Source organism: Zhongshania sp. (assembly GCF_041584495.1).
Taxonomy (GTDB): Bacteria; Pseudomonadota; Gammaproteobacteria; order Pseudomonadales; family Spongiibacteraceae; genus Spongiibacter.
The window spans coordinates 40,993-58,609 of the sequence record NZ_JBFHDY010000004.1 but is presented as its reverse complement, the minus strand read 5'-3'; the positions used below and the strand labels follow the sequence as shown (position 1 = coordinate 58,609).

Genomic DNA, 17,617 nt, shown 5'->3' with positions numbered 1-17,617 from the left:
GTTTATGAAGCATATTGAAGGGCATCGAATTCACCGGGCAAACTGGTTGCGTGCTGCGGTGTTGGGCGCCAATGATGGCATTGTATCCACGGCAAGTTTGATTGTTGGTGTGGCAGCCGCGAATAGCACTCAGAGTAATATTATTATGGTCGGGGTGGCGGGCTTAGTGGCTGGTGCTATGTCGATGGCCGCAGGTGAGTACGTGTCGGTAAGTTCCCAGGCTGATGCCGAGCAGGCAGACTTAGATAAGGAGCGCCGCGAACTCGCTGAGCAGCCAGAGCATGAGCATGCCGAAATGACCTCAATATATATCGAGCGGGGTTTGGATGAGCAGCTCGCGGCCAAGGTCGCTACTCAGCTAATGGATCACGATGCTCTTGGCGCACATGCTCGGGATGAGCTAGGTATTGTTGAGGCATTTTCTGCGCGGCCCCTGCAGGCCGCGATTACTTCGGCTGGGAGCTTCGTGCTTGGCGCGGGCCTGCCCTTGCTAGTGGCACTGTGGGTGCCCCTGAGTGCAGTGATTTGGGCGGTGTCGTTCAGCGCTTTACTCTTTCTCGCACTGCTTGGTGCTCTTGGCGCGAGCGCCGGTGGCGCGCCAGTGCTCAAAGCCGCTATTCGCGTGTGCTTTTGGGGGGCGCTCGCTATGCTGCTAACGGCGTTAGTGGGTCATTGGTTTGCCTAAATTCCCATGCATTTTAGTATCTTCGTATTTCAGTCTCAGCCTTAAAGCGATAAGAATATTTCTTACTCGGCCAATGTATTCCGTACTGACTTCGTAGTAGTGTCGCAGCGGGTTCGTTTTCGATGTTGCTGCCACTGAGGTTGTTTAAAAATGTTTGAATGGATGTTAAATGCCGACGCATGGCTTGCGCTAGTTACCCTGCTTGCCTTGGAAATTGTGCTGGGTATCGACAATATTATATTCATCTCCATCTTGGTTGGACGCTTGCCGGTAGAGCAGCGTGACCGCGCACGCAAATTAGGTCTGGGCTTGGCGATGGCATCGCGGTTGGTTTTACTTTTTAGCCTAGTTTGGGTGATGGGCTTGGTCGAGCCCTGGTTTACCGCCTTTGGTCACGAGATTTCCGGGCGCGATGTAATTTTGATTTTGGGAGGTTTATTTTTACTCGGCAAATCCACCCGCGAAATTCACGGTAGCTTGGAGGCTGTTCCAGACTCGGCGGCCGTTAATGTGGTGAGTGGTTTTGGTATGGTGCTTGTTCAAATTGCGGTATTGGATATTGTTTTTTCCCTAGACTCTGTAATTACCGCTGTGGGCTTGGTGGACGATTTAGCGATTATGGTGATTGCGGTTGTTGTGGCCGTGTTGGTGATGTTGTTCGCGGCTAAGCCAATTGGTGATTTTGTCGATGAAAATCCGACCTTCAAAATGTTGGCCTTGTCCTTTTTGATCATGATTGGCCTTACCCTGATCGCGGAGGGTTTTGATGTGCATGTACCGAAAGGCTATGTGTATTTTGCGATGGCTTTTTCCGTTCTCGTTGAAGTTTTAAATATGCGAATTCGCAATGCTCGGGGCGCTAAGGCGATAAAATTAACAAAGAAACTGGAATAGCGTGGCGCATAGTATGAGCCTTCAGTTTGCAATAAAGCAGAGAATACGATGACAAGGAAAGAGCAAAAGGTAATTGGTGATGTTCTTAGTGCGGGGCGCCTAAGCGTTGATGCCATTGCTGGGGTGAGCGACATCGCAGAAGGCTTGCACCACGCCATTATCACCATTGGCGGCGTGCTGAGTAAGAATGAGCTGCAGGCTGCTGAGGACGGCGTTCCGCGCAGTAAACGCACGGGTGGTATTAGCGGCCTAATTTATAGCAGCATTCGTCAAGTAAACGGTTTGCTGGGTCTTGGTCTGGATATCTTGATACCACGGTTAACGAGTAAAGTGGGGGACGATGCCAGCGCACCGGGACGGGCCGCAGTTGTGTCGGCGCTGAATGGCGTGCTTGGCGATCATCTGCAGCGTAAGGCTAACCCGCTGGCAATTAGCATGGCTTTTTGCCGCGATGGCAGAGCGCTGGACAATGCAGCCCTAAAAGCGCTGTTGGCCGACAATAAGAAAATAGCCATTTTTGTTCACGGCTTATGTATGAATGACCAGCAGTGGACGCGTAAGGGCCATAACCACGGTGAAGCGCTGGCGGCTGAGCTCGGCTTTACGCCCTTGTATCTTCGCTATAACTCCGGCCTACATACCTCTGAGAATGGTCGCGCTTTTGCGGACTTGTTAGCGCAGCTTAGTGATTGTGGGCACGCAGACGCAGAGTTTTATATTGTTGCCCACAGTATGGGGGGCTTGGTGTCTCGCAGTGCGTGGCATTACGGCGCAGCACAAAAGCAGCGCTGGCTTACCCAGGTACAAAAAATCGTGTTTTTGGGTACGCCTCATCATGGCGCGGTACTAGAGCGCGGTGGTAACTGGATTGACGTGCTATTAGATAGCAATCCCTATAGCGCGCCGTTTTCGCGTTTAGCGCGGGTGCGCAGCAGTGGTATTACCGATTTACGCTATGGCAATGTGGTAGATGAAGATTGGGGCAGGGTTGATCGCTTTCGTATGGCGGGTGACACGAGAATACCACTCAGCCTACCTGTTGGGCCTGAGTGTTACGCCCTTGCCGCAACGACATCCCTCGACGTTCACCCGCTTGTTAATAAAGTGCTTGGTGATGGCTTGGTATCGGTAAACAGTGCGCTGGGCAAGCACCGCGACCCACTGCGGCAACTGGCGTTTAAAGCCGATCAGCAATGGCTGGGCACAGGTGTAAATCATATGGCATTGCTCAATCATCCCGATGTTTATCAGGCGCTCAAGGGTTTTATGGTCTCGCCGTCACCGATTGGTTGCTAACTGCCCAATTTTTTTGGCTTAGGAGGTGTGATGTCGCTCGTCGGCTTTCATATTGTGGAGGGCGATATCTGTGCGATGGCGGTCGATGCCATTGTGAATGCCGCCAATTCGACCTTACTCGGCGGTGGTGGTGTGGACGGCGCAATTCATCGGGCGGCAGGGCCGGCGCTGTTGGCCTATTGCCGCCAGTTGCAGGGCTGTGATACCGGGGATGCTAAGCTTAGTCCCGGCTTTTTACTCCCTGCCCGAGCCGTTATCCATACTGTTGGCCCAATATGGCGTGGCGGGCGACAGGGTGAGGCGGAACTGCTGGCGTCGTGTTATCGCCGGTGTATTCAACTTGCCGTGGCCGAAGGTTTTAAGTCCATTGCGTTTCCGGCGATCAGTTGCGGGGTTTACGCTTACCCGCATCGCGAGGCGACCGAAATTGCGGTTGCGACACTGCGACGTTGGGTTCCAGATAGCGCCTTGCAAAGCATCTATTTAGTAGCGTTTAGTCGCGAAATGGCAGCGCATTGGGCTGCCGCATGCGCGGCAGCGGGGGGTGAACCCTAGAGTTGCTTTGCGGCCTTCTCAATAGCGCTAGCGAGACTTTCGCGGGTTTGGGGCCCGGTGAGTGTGGCTTGTACCTTGCCGTTCGCGTCGAGCAATAAGGTGGTCGGCAATACTTGTGGTCGAGGTACGCCGAGCTCGGGGGCTGGGTCAGCACTCAGCGAGGGAAACGCAATACCCATCTCCGCAATGGCCGCCGTTAAGGCCTCGCCCTCTAATCCGTCGTAATTAACACCGTATATTTTTATGTCAGTGTTGGCCTTGGCAAATTCATTCAGGTCGGGAATTTCCTCGCGACAGGGGCCACACCATGTTGCCCAATAGTTGATGAGCTGCCACTTTCCTTGGTTAAATTGCCCAGCCTTGCCGTCTACCGTGGTGAAATCGGGTTTACTGCAGGCGCTAATGCCCAATAACAGCAAGAAAAATAGTGACCTAATTGGCTTTGTGTTCATGTAAATACTCGATGCTGGTCCTGCCGACGGGCTGGGGGTGTATAATGCCGCGATAAAATTACTGAAGTATGACGCGGGGAGCGTATGGCTGATTATACCATTTACCACAATCCACGGTGCTCAAAATCTCGGCAAACCTTGCAGATACTCACTGACAAGGGTGTCGAACCTGAAATTATAGCGTATCTCGAAACACCGCCGTCGGCGACGGAGCTAAAACAGCTTATTGTAAAACTCGGGATAAGTCCTCGCCAATTGCTGCGCAAAGGCGAAGATGCTTATAAAGCTTTGGGCTTGGCGGACACAGGTAAAAGTGATGCTGAGCTAATAGCGGCTATGGCGGCCGAACCAAAATTGATTGAACGACCGATTGTGGTGAAGGCTACGCGCGCGGTGCTGGGTCGACCACCTGAAAATGTCTTGGCGCTAATCGATTAAATGGATGGGCGCAAAGATTTAAGAGGGCGTATATCTTGAGTAGTGATTCCTTTGTATTGGTTTTGTATTACAGTCGCCACGGTGCCACTGAACGCTTGGCGCAGCAGATCGCCAGAGGGGTAGAACAAGCGGGCGTTGAAGCGAGAATTCGCACGGTGCCTGCGGTGTCTGCCGCCTGTGAAGCGACCGCCGATGAGATACCAGAGAGCGGCCATTTGTATGCTAGCGAAGATGACTTGCGCGATTGTGCGGGCTTGCTGTTGGGGAGCCCCACGCGTTTTGGCAATATGGCCGCACCGTTAAAGTATTTTCTCGATGGCACATCGAGCTTGTGGATGAGCGGGGCGCTGATTGGTAAGCCTGCCGGGGTGTTCACCTCTAGCGCGAGCATGCACGGCGGCCAAGAGAGTACCTTGTTAACCATGATGATGCCGCTGCTTCATCACGGTATGGTAATTGCGGGTTTGCCGTACAGCGAAGCGGCGTTAACGACCACCCAAAGTGGTGGAACCCCTTACGGGGCTTCACATGTGGCTGGACAAGATGGCCGGGCGGTAGACAGTACCGAACTTGAATTGGCGGCGGCATTGGGGCGGCGCATCGCGGCATTAAGTAAAAAGCTGCAATCCTGAGGTAAATATGACGGCAATAGAAAGGCGCGCGCTGTTCGCTGCATGGGCAATGAAAATAAGCTATATCGCTTTTTTATTGAGTCTGACCCTTGGTACATGGGTATGGGTTCAAGAAGGGCGGCAGCCGAGTATCAGTATTTGGTTAATTCGTACGGTGCCGATATTGCTGTTTGCCTACGGTGTATTTAAGCACCGGCTGCGCAGTATTGCTTGGCTGTGTTTTGCCGTTTTAATGTATTTTGCGATGGCGGTAACTGAGGCGATGTCGCCCTATGTTATCTGGTTTAATTATATTGAATTAGCGGTAGTCGTTGTGTTGTTTTGCAGCGCGACGGCGTTTATCCGCTGGCAGGCACAAATGCTTAAGGCTAAGCAGGCAGAGGGGACGGCAAGCGAATGACAGTGGCTCATAAACGCGGTTTTTTCTCGCGCATCGGCGCGATTATTGAGGGCACTCGGCGCTGGCTGTTCAATATATTGTTTGTTATTTTCGTCGGTGTTGTCCTCGCCGCCTTGTTTACTTCCGTGAGTGTGAGTGTGCCAGACGGTGCCGTGCTGATTGTTACGCCAGAAGGCGTCGTGGTCGACCAAATTACTGCTGTTGATGCCTTAACTCAGCTAAGCTCAAGCGGTTTGCCTACTGAAACCTTGCTCAGCGATTTAATTGAAACCGTGGATTTGGCAACAGAGGATCCGCGTATAGAGGTGATACTGCTGCAGCTTGATGAGCTTAAACACATTGGCTTGAGCAAAACCTTAGAGCTGTCTGAATCCATTAATCGCTTTCGCGACAGTGGTAAAACCGTGGTCGCGACCGCGAGTCACTATGATCAGGATCAGTATTTGCTGGCCAGTTTTGCCGACCAGATTTTTGTTCACAATATGGGCGGGGTCGGCATTGAAGGTTTTGCGGTTATTCGCAATTACTTTTTGGATGCGATTAATACGCTGAAAATCCGTTTTCATGTCTTTAAAGTGGGCAGTTTCAAGTCGGCCATTGAACCCTTGCTTCGCAACGATATGTCGGATGCGGCGAAGGAATCAAATAAGGCCTGGTTAGATCAGCTATGGGCGTTGTATAGCGATACCCTCATCGCGCGCCGGGGAATATCGGCGGAGAAGTTAGATTTTTATGTGAATCATATTGATGATGTCATGGCCAGCGTCAACGGTGATGCGGCGCAAGCCGCGCTCGATTACGGTCTGGTCGATGGTATTGTCAGTCGTCCAGCATTACGATCAATGCTGATTGAACGAGTAGGTGAAGACAAAGACGGCGCCTATAAGCATATTTTCTACCGCGACTACCTCGCCTTAAATCGAAATCTAAGGCCCGCCAAGTCCGCCGGTGTAGGTGTTATTGTGGCAAGCGGCAATATTGTCGATGGCACACAGCCCGCGGGCACTATTGGCGGTGACAGTCTCGCGAGCTTAATTCGTCAGGCCCGTCGCGATAACGACGTTAAAGCGGTGGTGCTGCGCATTGACAGTGGCGGTGGTTCGGCTTTTGCGTCCGAGGTCATTCGCGCCGAACTAGCGCAGTTGCAGGAGGCTGGTAAGCCTTTAGTCGTTTCTATGGGTAGCATGGCGGCTTCGGGTGGTTATTGGATTGCTGCTGGTGCCGATGAGATATGGGCAACCCCCGCCACACTCACTGGTTCAATCGGTATTTTTGGCGCCTTTCCCACAGTTGACGAAATGTTGAGCGGCCTCGGCATTAGTACCGATGGTATTGGAACCAGCGCAGTGGCCGGGAAGTTGCGGCCAGATATTCCGCTGGATCCAGTTCTCGAACGCGCAATTCAGTCAGGTATAGAGCATGGCTACCGCCGCTTTATTGGTATTGTGGCAGACGGCCGAAATAAGCTTGTTGAACAAGTAGAACCGATTGCCGAAGGGCGGGTGTGGAGTGGGGTGGATGCTCAGCAGCTTGGTTTGGTCGATCAGCTTGGCGGTTTAAAACAAGCCGTGGCATCGGCGGCGGCCTTGGCGGGCTTGTCGGATACCAGCAGTCGCGTCTTGCGCTTGCCGCTCACGCCCGAAGAAGAGCTAATGCAGCTACTGCTCGGCTCCGGTATGGTGAAACAGGTACTGCAAAGCTCCTCGCCGTTGCTGAGTAGCTTAAATAGCGTACTGCCAGCGTGGTCGTCGATGCTGCAATTGCGAGACAGTCGCGGTGTGTATGCCTTCTGTATTATGTGTGTGGCGCCTTAGCACGTCGTTGACTATCAGCGGCGGCCGGCTGCAGGGGTGTTAACCGGTAACGGTATCTTGAGGATAGAGTTGTCGCCACATTTCAAAGCCGCCATCCATGCTGTAGACCTCGGTGAAATCCTTTTCGACAAAGTATTGGGCCGCGCTCTGGCTACTGTTGCCATGGTAACAGTAGATAATAAGGGCTTTGTCGGGATCCGCAGCCTCGATAAACTGCTGAAGGCTTTGGTTGTCGAGGTGCGTGGCCGCCGGGATGTGGGCGGTGGCAAAGGATTGTTCGTCACGAATGTCCGCAAGTTGGCAATTGCCTGCCGCCGCCATTGCGTGTGCATCTTGGGGGGATATATGTTTGAAGTTAGGCATGAGCATTATCTGAATTGTAAAAAATAGGGGACCATAGTACCGCGATGAAAGCAAAAACTGAATGCCGTCGACGCGGCAGGGAATTTTCTTTGTTAGATCGCTTCGCCAGTCTGCGGGATGCCTTAAATGGCTTAGGTATTTTGTTGGTGGAGCAGCACAATGCGCGTATTCACTTTGTGGCCGCTATTTGCGTAGTGGCGCTGGGCCTCTTAACGGGCTTGAGTGGTGTTGAGTGGGTTACGGTGTTTGCTGCGATTGCGTTAGTTTGGATGGCTGAGGCCTTCAATACTGCCCTAGAGTATTTGGCTGATGCGGCGGTGCCAGAATCCCATGCGCTTATTGGCAAGGCCAAGGACGTGGCTGCCGCTGGGGTGCTGGTTAGTGCCGGATTTGCGGTTCTGGTCGGGCTTTGGGTATTTATTCCGGGCTAAGGTATCACTGCTCCGTACGGTGATGTCCTCGGGTACACCAATCAGAAATCTGCCGCCATTTCGCGGCGGGACTTAGAACCAGCAAGCTCGCGCATGTCTTCTAATGCCATATACATACAGGGTATGAGAATCAAGGTTATTACGGTAGCGAATATGATGCCAAAGCCGAGCGATACCGCCATCGGAATAACAAATTGCGCCTGAACGCTGTCTTCCATCAGCATCGGTAATAAGCCAAAGAAGGTCGTTAGCGAGGTCAGTAAAATGGCCCTGAAACGCATGCAGCCAGAATCGACCACCGCGTCTAACAGGCGTTCGCCCCTCGCCAGCGCGGAGTTAATAAAGTCGACCATGATCAAACTGTCGTTGACGACGACGCCGGAAAGCGCTATGACGCCAAAAAATGACATCATGCTAAACGAAATGTCGAGCACAATGTGACCGACAACCGCGCCAATGATGCCGAAAGGAATTACTCCCATAATAATAAATGGCTGTAAGTACGAGCGCAGTGGTATAGCGAGCAGGGCGTATATGCCAAGGAGCGCGATCACAAAGCCTATTGCGAGGCTTTGTAACAGCGTGCCCATTTCTTCGCTTTCACCGCTGAACTGAACTTTAACCCCTGGGTAGCGACTGCCAAACTGCGCTTTAATTACATTGGCCATGACGTCTGACGTTACCGTGCTGGGGCTGGTAAATTCCTTGTCCACTTGTGCGGTAACATTGATTGAGCGCTCGCCGTCAATACGTTTGCGTTGGCTAAAGCCGGGCTCAAATTTAATGTCAGCAACACTGCTCAGCGGTATATAAGCTTGGTCGGCGGAACGAATATACATGTTCTGTAGGTCTGACACCGCTTCGCGCTCTTCTCTCGGGTAGCGCACCATCACTTTCACTTCGTCGTTACCGCGTTGAATTCGCTGGGCTTCGGCGCCATAAAAAGTGTCACGTAACTGGCGACCTAAGGAGGCCGAGTTGATCCCCAAAACTTCGGCGCTAGGTTTTATGTCTAAAACAATTTCATCCTGAATGGCGCTGGCGCCATTGCGAATATCAAAGACCCCCTTGTAGTGGCTGAGGGCACCTTCTAAATCTTTGGCCGCCGCGTCGAGTTGGCTGTCGGAGTTACTACTCAATTTAAATGAAATGGCTGGCCCAGAGCTATGATCGGCACTGCTCACGGACATGATTTTGGCACCGGGAATGTCGCCGATTTGTTGGCGCCAGCGACGAGCTACTTCATTGCCGTCAATGTCACGCTGTTCATTTTTAGTGAGCTCCACCATAAAACTCACCATGCGGCCAGACGAGCCGAAGGCCATAACATGGCTAATAAGACGCTTGTTATCACTGGCGGCGTGCTGGCTTTGGTAGTTGGCATCTACCTCGCGCAGTGCCTTGTCCATTTGCTCAAAGGCCATTCGGGTCTGGGTCTCAGGAGTACCCTCGGTCATTTCTAAATTGGCCTTGATAAAATCGCTAGGTACCTCCGGTATCAGGACAAAGCGAACGATGCCACCCATAATTAGGCCAGTGATGACAATAAGTAAGGCGAGAAAAATCGCACCAGTTACATAGCGTTTAGCGATGGCTTTGTGGATAAAGGGCCGATAATAATTATCAACAAAATTCGTAAGCACCCTGTTTGAATAGCGGGGAATGCGGTCTAGTTGGAGCCAGAATTCACTTGTGCCCGGCTTGCTGTGAGCGAGGTGAGCCGGCAGTATCCACTTGGATTCTATTAATGAAAAACACAGGCAAAGTATCACAACCCAGCCAACTGACTCCGGAAAGGGGGCGAATGAGCCTTCTGTAAACAGGGTGGGTGAAAATGCCATAATGGTGGTAAGCACACCAAACGTGGCTGGGGTGGCAACCCGCAGTGCGCCGTTAATAACGCTGTCTATCGAATGACCTTTGTTTTCGGCTTCCGCATACGCACTTTCGCCGATAATGATAGCGTCGTCGACGACAATACCTAATACCAAAATAAAGCCGAATAGGCTCAGCATATTTAGACTGATGCCTATTAATGGCATTATGGCAAAGGTGCCAAGGAAGCAAATTGGCAGGCCAACCATCACCCAAAAGGCAAGTTTAACATTGAGAAATAAGCCGAGCACGATAAACACCAGCAAGGCACCCATGCCGAGGTTTTTTAGCATCATGTCCATGCGGCCTTGAAGATAGAAGGTGATGTCGGCCCAGGTGTCGATATTAACACCGTCGGGTAGCGTGCCGCGTTTTTGGGCGACGTAATTTTTGGCGGCATTAGCAACAGTAATTAGGTCTTGATTCCCAACGGCAAATACCTGCAAGCCGATACTGGCTTCGCTGTCAAAAAATGAAAAGCCGTCTTGTTCAACAAAGCCATCGCGAATGGTGGCTATATCACCTAGTGTCAGTCGCGTGCCGTCGGGGTGGGTGATTAGTACTAGACGTTCAAATTCGTGCTGATGGCGTGCTTGGCCACGAGTGCGCAGCATAATATCGCCATTGCTGGTTTTAATGGCGCCGCCTGGTAAATCAAGGGATGAACGCCGAATAGCCTCGGCAACCTCGCTGAGACTTAGACCGTATTGCAGCAGGGTATATTCGGGTATTTCTACGCTGATTTCAAATTCGCGTGCGCCATTTATTTGCACGTAGGCGATGTTGTCGTCCAACATAAGCTCTTGCTTAACTTCTTCAGCGAGATTCTTTAGCCCGCGTTCACCAAGGTTGCCGTAGAGCTGAATATTCAATGCGTGATTCTTAAAGTCGACACGTTTAACAATTGGCCGTTCGGCTTGTTCTGGAAAACTGACAATACCGTCCACGGCACTTTTAATTTCATCCATTACTGCCAATGTATCGTAACCACCGAATATTTCTATGATGAGTGAGGCGGCGGATTCGTCGGATGTGGATTCGACACTTTCGATGGATTCAATGTCTTTAAGGGCTTCCTCAATTTTAAGGACAACGCCTTTCTCTACCTCGTCGGGGGTGGCGCCAGGGTAGGGGACGGTAATGCTGACCATATTTAATTCGAATTCCGGCTGCACAGTGCGCTGGATACTCAGTGCAGAGCCGATACCAATACCGATGATAATAACCATCATTAAGTTTGCTGCCACGGAGTTTCGGGCAAACCAAGGGATAATGCCTTTGTGGGTGTCGAATTCGGAAGTTAAGCTCATTGCGGTATGGGCCGAGCGTTGAGGGTGGCAATAGGATTGTGCCGGGCTATTGATTCAATCAGGGTGCTGGTCTTGCGTTGATGCTTGATTTTGACCTTGGTGCCAGCGACGGCATTGGGGATGGTTGATAGGCAAATTAAGTCGCCGTTGTCGAGACCCTCGTAAACATAGACCAGTTTGCCCTCGGTGCGCAGGGTTTTGACATCCCGAGTTGCTAATTTTTGCTCTTGGTCGAGCACCCACACTTTATTGCCAGCGCGCAATATATAGCGTGGTATGGCAATTAATTCATCGATTTGCTTGCCGCTGATTTCAGCTTTGACAAAGCTGCCCATCATTAAAGTTTCACCTGGGCTATCGAGGCGGTAGGGGTCATTAATTTCGGCAACAACAAATAATACGCGACTGCGCTCATCAAGTACGCCCTCGGTGCGCACGACAGCCCCCTGCCAATGTTGGCCCAGGTCATTTTCGAAGCTTACCTTGGGGGCAGTGTTTGGCTGTCGACCACTGGGCAAATCAAGATAGCGAAGACGGTCTGTCGGAATGGGCAGGCGAACTTCGGCACGGTCAACGGCAAAAATACCACCAAGTTGGCTGCCCGTGGTGACATATTGGCCAAGATCGACATTACGGCTTTTAATAATGCCGCGATAAGGTGCGCGAATTTTGGTGCGACTCAGGTTGTTTTGGGCGTAGCTGAGGTCGGCTAAAGCGGCTTGCAAGCGCGCTTCGGCTTCTTTTAATTGGGGCTCTCGCAAGGCTAGGCTTAAGGCGTCGTTATCGGCGTGTTTGCGAGGATATTTTCTCAGGTCTTCTTTGGCAACGGCGGCCATGCCTTTTTCATGACTAAGATTGCTTTCGGCGGCGGCTAGGTTGGCTTCGGCGCGCTTTAACTCAACCTGATAATTGCGGTCATCAATAGTGAGTAAGAGGGTATTTTCGTCAACGATAACGCCACTTTCAAATTGCGGAGCAACTGCGACGACTTTGCCTGAGACCTCAGGCACCAAGTTGGTTTGCGTGCGCGGTTGTACACTGCCTTGGGAGTTGACGGGAATAGACAGGGTTTGTTTCTCTGCGACGGCAACATCGACGATCAACTCCGGCGGGGCAATCGTAATTGTCTCGGCTGGAGGCCTTAGCGCGTAAAAAATGCCAGCAATAACAGTGGCAATGAGAAGAATGATGGCTGCGATGATGGCTTGGTTAGATTGTTTCAACACGCTGAGGGTCTCTGTGGGGCTTTATGATATTCGTCATTGCATTTGCAGCGAATGCCTCGTACCGCTTGGTGGGCGAGCGCCTGAGGCCCGCAATTAGCTGAGACGCCGTCATTGTATCGTTATAGTGCGCTCTGTGGTGTGACATCTTTTTAATCCGTGCGGATCCAGTTCTCACCGGTATCCGCTTCGCGTGGTAGAGGAATGCTCGGTGTCCAATCTAACCAACTCTGCTCGACGTTTTGGCGAAGAGGGAAGACCATGCCTGAGGTGACCTGAGGCGCTAGGGGGCTTGAATCTGGCGTCGCAAAGGCAATGCCGCCCTCAAGCAGGGACTCAATGGACTTGCTGCGGATGGTTGCGCCGCTAAACAAACCAAATTTCACCGCAATGCCACTGGAGTTCCAGAACACACTGTTTTCCCTCACCAAGCCTGCATAGCGTGACTCAATATTAATATGCATCAAGGTTTGAGTGGCGTCGTCGGCTAATTCGTAGCCAAACACCTCACCCACCGGGATATCTCGGTAAAAGACTTTTACACCTTCTTTGATTGAGCCGCGTTGGGGTGCCGCAACAATTAAATTAAGCCCTGAGCTGGGTTTGCTCAGTGGTGGCGGTTTATCCAAGGCCGCGAAGCTGGTTTGCGGTGTACCGTAGCCTGGACGAACACTGATATAGCTACCGGTGACTAAGGTTTCTAAATTGCGGGTGCCGATCAGGCCGAGTTGTGGCCTTACCACCCAAAATTGACTGCCACTGCGCGCGAGTGCTTTGGCTGATGGCGCCAAGCGAGCGCTGACTTTAACGCCTTCCATATTGGTATCAAGCTCAACGGCAATGACTTCGCCAACTTTAATACCTTGGTATTTGATCTCGGTACCTTTATTAATATTGCTGCCGCTATCAAAGTACAAAAAGATGTCGCGGCCCTTGTCGGCAAAGGTGCTTTGGTAGTCGGGGTGCAGTGAATAGCGTAGTCCTTCCCAGGCCAATTGGGGCTTTTGGACTTCTGGCGTGTGGAACGCAATGCCGCCAGCGACGATGGTCGCGAGGGAGTCAGCGCGTATGTCTAGGCCGCTGAGCCCGCCACTGATGCTGATACCGCTGGCATTCCAGAACTGAGATTCGCGGTGTACCAAATGGGCGTAGCGCTGATGAATAAACGCGCCGATATTAACGCCATCGGCGTCGAGGTCGACCGATTCGACTTGGCCAACCGCTATTTTTCGGTAGTAAATCTTGGTGCCGATACTAACAGAGTTCAGTTCGTCGCTGCGCAGACTTAGGCGTAAACCGGGTTGCTGAATACCGCTATCTGGGGCTTTGAAAAGTGCCGTATAGCGCTCGGCAATGACGCCGCCCTTGCCGCTAACACGCATGGCAATGTACGGCCCGCCAAGTAGCGCATCTAGCCCGCTCACTCCCGTGCTGGAGACCTCAGGTTTTACCAGCCAAAACTGGCTGTCAGTGTTTAAGTATTGATGGTGAGGTGCACTGATGGTCAACGTAATATTGGCGCCAAGATTGGGGTTGTTGTCGACAAAACTCAATGACTCGACTTTACCGATGTTCATGCCCAATAAGCGAACATTGCTGCCGACGGTAAGGCCATCTGGGTTGCGAAAATACACCACAATTTCCTTGCTACCTTTGGCTCGCTCCCTGGTGGTGAATAGCTGGAAATGCGTGTGATTGTCGACGGCATCAGCATTAGCCGTGGGGGTCTCAAAGGCGATGCCGCCAGCGAGAATACTGGCGATTGACCCGGCATTAATGTCGATTCCCTGCAGCCCTGCGTTCACCTTTAAGCCACTTTGCTGCCAGAAGCGCGAACTGCTGTTTACAAGGTGCTGGTATTGGGGGTCAATACGGACATTGGCCTCAATACCATTTTTACTAAGCTGGTAGCTTTCAACGTCGCCAACGTCGATTTGCTGGTAGAGAATGGGCGCACCCACCGACAGCGAGCCGAGGTTATCAGCCTCAAGAACCAGTCGCAATCCTGGTAAATTGCTGGCCATTGGGGGGGGCTCGATGAGTGCCGTAAAGCGTTCAGCAGGATCACCGTCACCGGGCTTGAAGCTGATGTAATTGCCAGCCACCAAGGTGTCTAAGCCGGAAACTCCAGAAAGCGATATTTGCGGTTTTACTAGCCAGAATGCGGTGTTCTTGCGGATTAGCGGGGCAATTTGCTCGCTCAGTTCAATGGTCGCCGTTACCCCTTCGAGGTCGTCGTCGAGTTGCAGGCTGGTGACTTGGCCAACATTGATACCCTGGTACATGACCGGGGTTTTGCCGACACTTATGCCGCTGCCATTGTCGAAAGCAACGGTAACGCGCAAGCCAGTATTGTTGATGTTTTGGTAGAGCAGCCAGGCGGCGACGGCAAGCGCGATGAGTGGGAGCAGCCAAATCGCTGACAGGCTGCGTTTTGGCGCAGAGTGTGCCGATCTAATATTGTCTTCAGTCATTGTCCAAATCCCATAACAAGCGCGGGTCAAAACTATTGGCGGCGAATAGGGTAAGAACCACCACCGCAGCAAAGGCGGTGGCGGCGGGGCCACTCTCCACGGTGGCAATATTGCCGAGGTGAACCAGGGTTACCAAAATAGAGATCATAAATAAATCGAGCATCGACCAACGGCCAATAAAGTGTATAAACCGGTATAGCACTGTGCACTGCTGTTGGCTTAGGGGGAGGTGCAGCTGCACGGCCAAGATGAGAATTATAATAATTATCAGTTTAATGACTGGCACCGCGATACTGGCGATAAAGACAATGGCGGCAATGGCCTGCAAATCGGCTTGCCACAGCTTTACAACCCCAGACATGATGGTGTCTGGGTCACCTTTGCCGAAGCTGATAACGGTCAATATGGGTAAAATATTGGCTGGAATCATGAGAAATGCAGCGGCTAGCGTATAGGCCCAGCAGCGTTGTAGGCTGTGCGGCTGGCGAAAACTCAGCGGTGCAGCACAGCGGGCGCAATGCCAGGATTGTGCTTGGCTGGACGAGCTTATGCGGCTGAGCTTGCCACAGGTGGTGCAGCGAGCAATACCGCGCTGCTGCGCTGTCACTGTCATTTAGCTGCGTTGCTCCCAATATTGCCAAGCCTGCTCTTCGTGGAAATACTGGCTGCACAGAATAATGCACAGCAACAAGCCCACCAGGCAATAGGTACCGCTGGCAACACTGACTTCGCCGGGGTCCATCATCTTGACATAGGCGACAATAATGCCCATGACATAGACTTCAAGCATGCTCCAATTTTGCATCCATACTTTACATTTAAGCCAGGCAGGAAAGTAACTGGGGTAGCGCCCAAACCGGATGGATATACCAATCATGGTCGTAAGTAGCAGGTGCATAAGTGGGGCGAGCAGGGAGCAAAGCAAAATCAGTACGGCAAGCAGGTGTTCACTTTCTAGCCAGAGTCGGCCAACGCCGCCGAGCAGTGAATTGCTGCCCTGCTGGCCTACCATGTTGAGTTTTAATATTGGCAGACTCATGGCGGGTATAAACAGTAATAGTCCGCTCACGGCGGCGGCTAAGTCGATGTCGGCGGTTGGGCTTGACGCATGCCATAAGGTGGCCGCGCAGCGTGGGCAATGGCCTTCCTGGCGGTGATCGCTGTTGCTGGTGTGCAGCAAAAGATCACAGTCTGGGCAGGCGGTTAGGCCTTTAGGGATTTGGCTGGTACTGGTCATCATGGTGTTATTGCAACGGTGCAAAAAGATAGGCGCAGCGACTTAACAAGCGGCGGCGCAGAGACCATTTTGCGACTTCTCTAGGCAGCAATTGTACGCAGTGCTGTAGGTCCATAATGAGCATAGCTTCCATTTTGTTGGCAAATTGACGGTCGTGGCTAATAACGCCGATTTCAAAATTAAGACGAAATGAGCGGTTGTCGAGATTGGCAGTGCCCACCACGCTCACATCATCATCTACTAACATCACTTTCTCATGCAAGAAGCCGTCTTGGTAGTAATAGAACTGAACACCTTTGGCCAAGGTTTCTTTGATCGCGGTATAAGATGACAGTTGTATCATGATTTTATCTGGTTTGGCTGGCAATATAATACGGACATCAACGCCGCGCATGGCGGCGAGCTGCAGAGCCTGGATGACCGGGGCGTCGGGCACAAAATAAGGGCTAACAATCCACAATCTACTCGTGGCGTGGTTAATCATATTGAGAAAATAAAGCGCACAACTTTCCGTGTTATCGGCGGGGCCGGTAGAGAGAATCAAGGTGTTGATCTGCGACTTAGTAGTGGCGCTGGCGCGCAGCTGCCAATTGAGTTCGGGAAGCGATTCCGTGGCCCATAGCCAGTCTTCAGCAAAGGCGAGTTGCACGGCCTGAACGGCGGGGCCGGTCAGGGCAAGACCGGTGTCGCGCCAAGGCGTTAGTCGCGGATGCATATGTTGGTACTCATCGCCGATATTCATGCCGCCAATCAAGCAGTAGTTGCCGTCGCAAACCACAATTTTTCGGTGATTGCGAAAATTCAGCTGCAGCCGATTGCCAAGGCCCTTCGTGCTATTAAAGGGGCGAATATCGACACCGCCATTGCGAAGTTTTCGTAAATAGCTACCCGGCAATTGCAGGCTGCCAATTTCGTCGTAGATACAATAGACCGCGATCCCCTCCTGCACTTTGGCGACCAGTAACTCGGCTAATTCGCCGCCGATGTTGTCGTCGCGAATAGTGTAAAACTCAAGGAGCACGTAGCGTTTTGCTGCGGCTATTTGGCTTAGCATCTCCGCGAAAGCTTGCTCGCCATTAATAAGTAAATGGGTCTCATTGCCGCAACTAAAGGGCAGCGTGGCCAATTTTTCTAGGGCAATAAATCGCGGATCATGACTGCTATTAGTGTGGAAGTTAGTCAGCTCGGCTGCGAGCTTGGCGGCTATTTGGTCGATCTCACCGTGGTCGCTGCTTTTGGCTAAGGCGTAACCGCGAAACTTTCGACGACCAAAAACCCAGTATAGGGGCACAAACACCCAAGGTAAGCCCAGTAAGACAATAGCCCACGCCACTGCGCCCTGGGCAGTTCGAGATTTAAGAATGGCCTCAAGGGCAGAGAGCACGCCTAGCACCATGAATGTGGCGGCAAAAAGTGCAGCAATGCTGGTGCTATTACCGCTCAGCCAGTCCCAAAGCGTTGCGAGAGTGTCAGCGGGCATCACGTTGTTCTTATCTCCTTTTGTTGTCGCCTTAGTATCGCTGGATTTAGCCTAGTGA

17 protein-coding genes are annotated in these 17,617 nt (G+C 52.0%); 9 read left to right on the top strand and 8 right to left on the bottom strand.

Annotated features, from left to right (window positions below; genetic code table 11):
• The first annotated feature begins 4 nt into the window (after positions 1-4).
• The 4 genes from ABYP33_RS01550 to ABYP33_RS01535 all read left to right on the top strand — a co-directional run bounded on the left by ABYP33_RS01550 (position 5) and on the right by ABYP33_RS01535 (position 3,430).
• On the top strand, positions 5-685 hold the full coding sequence (locus ABYP33_RS01550; RefSeq protein ID WP_373087563.1) for a VIT family protein: 681 nt from the start codon (positions 5-7) through the stop codon (positions 683-685).
• A gap of 150 nt (positions 686-835) precedes the next feature.
• On the top strand, positions 836-1,579 hold the full coding sequence (locus ABYP33_RS01545) for a TerC family protein (RefSeq protein WP_373087561.1): 744 nt from the start codon (positions 836-838) through the stop codon (positions 1,577-1,579).
• Between the two features lie 48 nt (positions 1,580-1,627).
• Positions 1,628-2,875 (top strand): hypothetical protein, encoded by a 1,248-nt coding sequence (locus ABYP33_RS01540; protein WP_373087558.1) that lies wholly within the window; start codon positions 1,628-1,630, stop codon positions 2,873-2,875.
• A 30-nt stretch (positions 2,876-2,905) separates the two neighbouring features.
• Positions 2,906-3,430: an O-acetyl-ADP-ribose deacetylase gene (locus tag ABYP33_RS01535; RefSeq protein WP_373087556.1), complete on the top strand. Its 525-nt coding sequence runs from the start codon at positions 2,906-2,908 to the stop codon at positions 3,428-3,430.
• Here ABYP33_RS01535 and ABYP33_RS01530 read toward each other — a convergent pair.
• Positions 3,427-3,882: a TlpA family protein disulfide reductase gene (locus ABYP33_RS01530; RefSeq protein ID WP_373087554.1), complete on the bottom strand. Its 456-nt coding sequence runs from the start codon at positions 3,880-3,882 to the stop codon at positions 3,427-3,429. The genes ABYP33_RS01535 and ABYP33_RS01530 overlap by 4 nt on opposite strands.
• Before the next feature lie 84 nt (positions 3,883-3,966).
• On the opposite strand from ABYP33_RS01530, the gene arsC reads away from it, so the two are divergent.
• The 4 genes from arsC to sppA are packed head-to-tail and all read left to right on the top strand — an operon-like array spanning position 3,967 to position 7,166.
• Positions 3,967-4,320 carry an arsenate reductase (glutaredoxin) gene (gene arsC / locus ABYP33_RS01525; protein WP_373087552.1) on the top strand — a complete coding sequence of 118 codons (354 nt, stop codon included), beginning with the start codon at positions 3,967-3,969 and terminating at the stop codon, positions 4,318-4,320.
• A gap of 35 nt (positions 4,321-4,355) precedes the next feature.
• The gene (gene wrbA / locus ABYP33_RS01520) at positions 4,356-4,952 is read left to right on the top strand and encodes an NAD(P)H:quinone oxidoreductase (RefSeq protein WP_373087550.1); all 597 of its coding nucleotides are present in this window, start codon (positions 4,356-4,358) and stop codon (positions 4,950-4,952) included.
• 7 nt (positions 4,953-4,959) lie between these two features.
• Positions 4,960-5,352, top strand: coding sequence for a DUF2069 domain-containing protein (locus ABYP33_RS01515; protein ID WP_373087548.1), 393 nt, complete (start codon positions 4,960-4,962; stop codon positions 5,350-5,352).
• Positions 5,349-7,166: a signal peptide peptidase SppA gene (gene sppA / locus ABYP33_RS01510; protein ID WP_373087546.1), complete on the top strand. Its 1,818-nt coding sequence runs from the start codon at positions 5,349-5,351 to the stop codon at positions 7,164-7,166. The genes ABYP33_RS01515 and sppA overlap by 4 nt, the downstream gene beginning before the upstream one ends.
• 39 nt (positions 7,167-7,205) lie before the next feature.
• Here the strand turns inward: sppA and glpE are convergent, their stop codons facing one another.
• On the bottom strand, positions 7,206-7,529 hold the full coding sequence (glpE, locus tag ABYP33_RS01505; protein WP_373087544.1) for a thiosulfate sulfurtransferase GlpE: 324 nt from the start codon (positions 7,527-7,529) through the stop codon (positions 7,206-7,208).
• 44 nt (positions 7,530-7,573) lie between these two features.
• Between glpE and ABYP33_RS01500 the strand changes: the two genes are divergently transcribed.
• A complete protein-coding gene (locus ABYP33_RS01500; RefSeq protein WP_373087542.1) occupies positions 7,574-7,960 on the top strand; it encodes a diacylglycerol kinase family protein in 387 nt (128 codons plus the stop codon).
• 41 nt (positions 7,961-8,001) lie between these two features.
• Here ABYP33_RS01500 and ABYP33_RS01495 read toward each other — a convergent pair whose 3' ends face one another.
• The 6 genes from ABYP33_RS01495 to cls all read right to left on the bottom strand — a co-directional run bounded on the left by ABYP33_RS01495 (position 8,002) and on the right by cls (position 17,559).
• Entirely contained in the window at positions 8,002-11,145 is a 3,144-nt protein-coding gene (locus ABYP33_RS01495; RefSeq protein WP_373087540.1) for an efflux RND transporter permease subunit, read from the bottom strand.
• On the bottom strand, positions 11,142-12,371 hold the full coding sequence (locus ABYP33_RS01490; RefSeq protein WP_373087538.1) for an efflux RND transporter periplasmic adaptor subunit: 1,230 nt from the start codon (positions 12,369-12,371) through the stop codon (positions 11,142-11,144). The genes ABYP33_RS01495 and ABYP33_RS01490 overlap by 4 nt, the downstream gene beginning before the upstream one ends.
• 149 nt (positions 12,372-12,520) lie before the next feature.
• On the bottom strand, positions 12,521-14,842 hold the full coding sequence (locus ABYP33_RS01485; protein ID WP_373087536.1) for an MlaD family protein: 2,322 nt from the start codon (positions 14,840-14,842) through the stop codon (positions 12,521-12,523).
• Entirely contained in the window at positions 14,835-15,449 is a 615-nt protein-coding gene (locus ABYP33_RS01480; RefSeq protein ID WP_373087602.1) for a paraquat-inducible protein A, read from the bottom strand. Before ABYP33_RS01480 ends, ABYP33_RS01485 begins: the two co-directional genes overlap by 8 nt.
• 6 nt (positions 15,450-15,455) lie before the next feature.
• Positions 15,456-16,082: a paraquat-inducible protein A gene (locus ABYP33_RS01475; RefSeq protein WP_373087533.1), complete on the bottom strand. Its 627-nt coding sequence runs from the start codon at positions 16,080-16,082 to the stop codon at positions 15,456-15,458.
• Positions 16,083-16,086: 4 nt separating this feature from the next.
• A complete protein-coding gene (cls, locus tag ABYP33_RS01470) occupies positions 16,087-17,559 on the bottom strand; it encodes a cardiolipin synthase (protein ID WP_373087531.1) in 1,473 nt (490 codons plus the stop codon).
• Between the last annotated feature and the right edge of the window lie 58 nt (positions 17,560-17,617).